The organism is Desulfofundulus sp., assembly GCF_049701015.1.
Lineage (GTDB): Bacteria > Bacillota > Desulfotomaculia > Desulfotomaculales > Desulfovirgulaceae > Desulfofundulus.
In genome coordinates this window covers 1-2,059 of sequence record NZ_JBNATZ010000354.1, presented here as the reverse complement: position 1 = coordinate 2,059, position 2,059 = coordinate 1, and the positions used below count along the sequence as shown (strand labels likewise).

4 protein-coding genes are annotated in these 2,059 nt (G+C 55.0%); all 4 read left to right on the top strand.

Translation table 11 applies throughout. The features are described from left to right. Nucleotides 1-393 (top strand): hypothetical protein (locus ACPLUI_RS14290; protein WP_424660912.1); only part of this gene is annotated, 393 nt, incomplete at its 5' end. Beyond that, a complete protein-coding gene (locus tag ACPLUI_RS14285) occupies nt 390-929 on the top strand; it encodes a hypothetical protein (protein ID WP_424660911.1) in 540 nt (179 codons plus the stop codon). The genes ACPLUI_RS14290 and ACPLUI_RS14285, both read left to right, overlap by 4 nt. An 11-nt stretch (nt 930-940) precedes the next feature. Beyond that, on the top strand, nt 941-1,273 hold the full coding sequence (locus ACPLUI_RS14280) for a hypothetical protein (RefSeq protein WP_424660910.1): 333 nt from the start codon (nt 941-943) through the stop codon (nt 1,271-1,273). A 252-nt stretch (nt 1,274-1,525) separates the two neighbouring features. Beyond that, on the top strand, nt 1,526-2,059 hold a 534-nt coding region (locus ACPLUI_RS14275), incomplete at its 3' end, for an HD-GYP domain-containing protein (RefSeq protein WP_424660909.1).

Here is a 2,059-nt window from a genome sequence, read left to right as displayed (position 1 = left end):
GAAATGGGATTTCTGATGTACGACTGGGCGGTGATAAACCATGCCGCCAGCGCGGCGGCGGTGGAGGCGGCCATGAACGGCCGCTTCTCCACCGGCATCCGCCAGGCCATGGCGGAACATATAAGGAAAATGACCACGGAAGGCAGTACGATGGGTATTGACGCTTCCGGGACGTCACTGCCGGGGAGTGTCAACCCGGGAACCATTTACGTCTACGGCACGGACCCAAATATGGACATCCAGCGGGGCGGGACGATTACGGTGGGGGTGGCATACCCTTTCCGGTTTAAAACGTTCCTTTTCGACGCCCTGGGCCGGTGGCTCACCGGGGAAGACCAGGTTGTCCTGAAGGTTAAAATGACGGCGGTCAGCGAGGTGTATTTTGAGCAATGATCTTATCGATTGGGCGGGACCAGAAAGGTTTTGCTTCCGTCACCTTTCTGGTCCTGCTGCTGGCCATTATAGCGGTAGGTTCCCTTCTGGCGGATGTGGCCCAACTGTACGCGGTGAAAATAGCCGCAAGACACTATCTCAACCTCTCACTGCGGGCGGCGGCAGCCCAGCTGAACCAGGACGAGTTGAGGAACAACCGGATAGTCATAGACGAACCGGCGGCCCGGGACAGGTTTTACGAGGTACTGCGGGCGAATTTCAAACTTGACGGAACCAACCAGCCTTTACCCGGCTCCCTGGTGGACGGCCCTGTGGAGGTCTGTTATTTCAGGGTGGTCAACAGCGATATGCTTCCCTTCTCCTACACTTTCGGCAGCTATTCCGAAACCATCACGCGCCCGGCGGTGACCGGGATAATCAGGTTTCCGGTAAAGGTCAGTTTTTGGGGGAGGATTGTCAGCTCGGGAGTGCCGGACAGTACGGACATGTACGTGCACTCGACCGTTGCGCCGGAACTGATTGCGGAACATTTATAGGGCCGGGTACCTTGCCCGGCTTCTTTATTAATGCCGCCGGGAATACCTCCCAAGATTTGCAGCACGAAGAAGAAGCGAAAGTCAAATTTTCCGGTGCAACTGATACCGGCATGACCACCTGTCTTCGAGCAATACGTTCAGCCGTAAACGAAAAAGTCATTGTTTTGGAAGACGACGGCGAGTTGTTCCTGCAAAAGAAACTAAACCATGATCTACCAAGCAAGACAAAGGACATGTTTGGAAGAAAAATGTCAGCCGCCGAAAAAATTTTCACTAATCACCAGGCAAGAACTGGTAGAACGGCTGTTGCGGGATGTGCCTCTATCAAAACGAAACGTATTTAAAACCACCTTGCAATGCCAGCCAAGCCGCTTGCTAATTTTCGACTGAACGTTTTTACCCGGATTTTCCGGGCTTTTTTGTAAGGGGAGGTCGTCCATCAGTGCCGGGCAATCCCTTTTTTTCGAGGTTAGCAGCCCTTTTCCTTGGAGAGGTATGGCATACAGTTTGTGACAAAATTTCTATCAAGAAAGGTGGTTTCGTAAGTGCACGCACTCATCCTTCACCGCCCTGGTTTGCCCGGGTGGCTGTCTGAAATGCTCAAATACCAGGGGGCGAACAGACTGGCTATGCAGATGCTGGCCTGGCACGAGACGCTGTATTATCACGCGATCGCCACGGCGGTGTACACCGAAGCGGTGGGACGGGCCCTGGGCCTGCAGGAGAAAGAGCTGGAATGGCTTACCCAGGGGGCGTTCTTTCACGACTGCGGGAAGATTACCTGGCCTTCAGCGCTGGTAAGTAAAGCTCGTTTGAGCGACGACGACCGGAAGCTGGTTAACGCCCATCCTGTTGTAGGGGAATATTACCTGCGGGAATACTGGCCTGACGTGCCGGATCCGGTATGTCGCGTGATCAGGGAACATCACGAGAGGCCAGGCGGTTCGGGTTACCCGAACGGGCTGAAGGACGGGGATATACACCCGCTGTCCCTCATCGTGGCAGCGGTGGAAGTATTCACGGCACTTTTGGAACACCGGCCCTACCGGGACAGGAGTTTTACGAAAGCCCAAGCCCTGGTAGAACTGGAGAGGCAGGGGTTCCTGGGGGAGGTAGTCGGGGTGCTGGCG

Bases quoted from the DNA above. Each gene is read 5' to 3' on its own strand.
- ACPLUI_RS14285 (WP_424660911.1), top strand. From the start codon at position 390: ATGATCTTATCGATTGGGCGGGACCAGAAAGGTTTTGCTTCCGTCACC.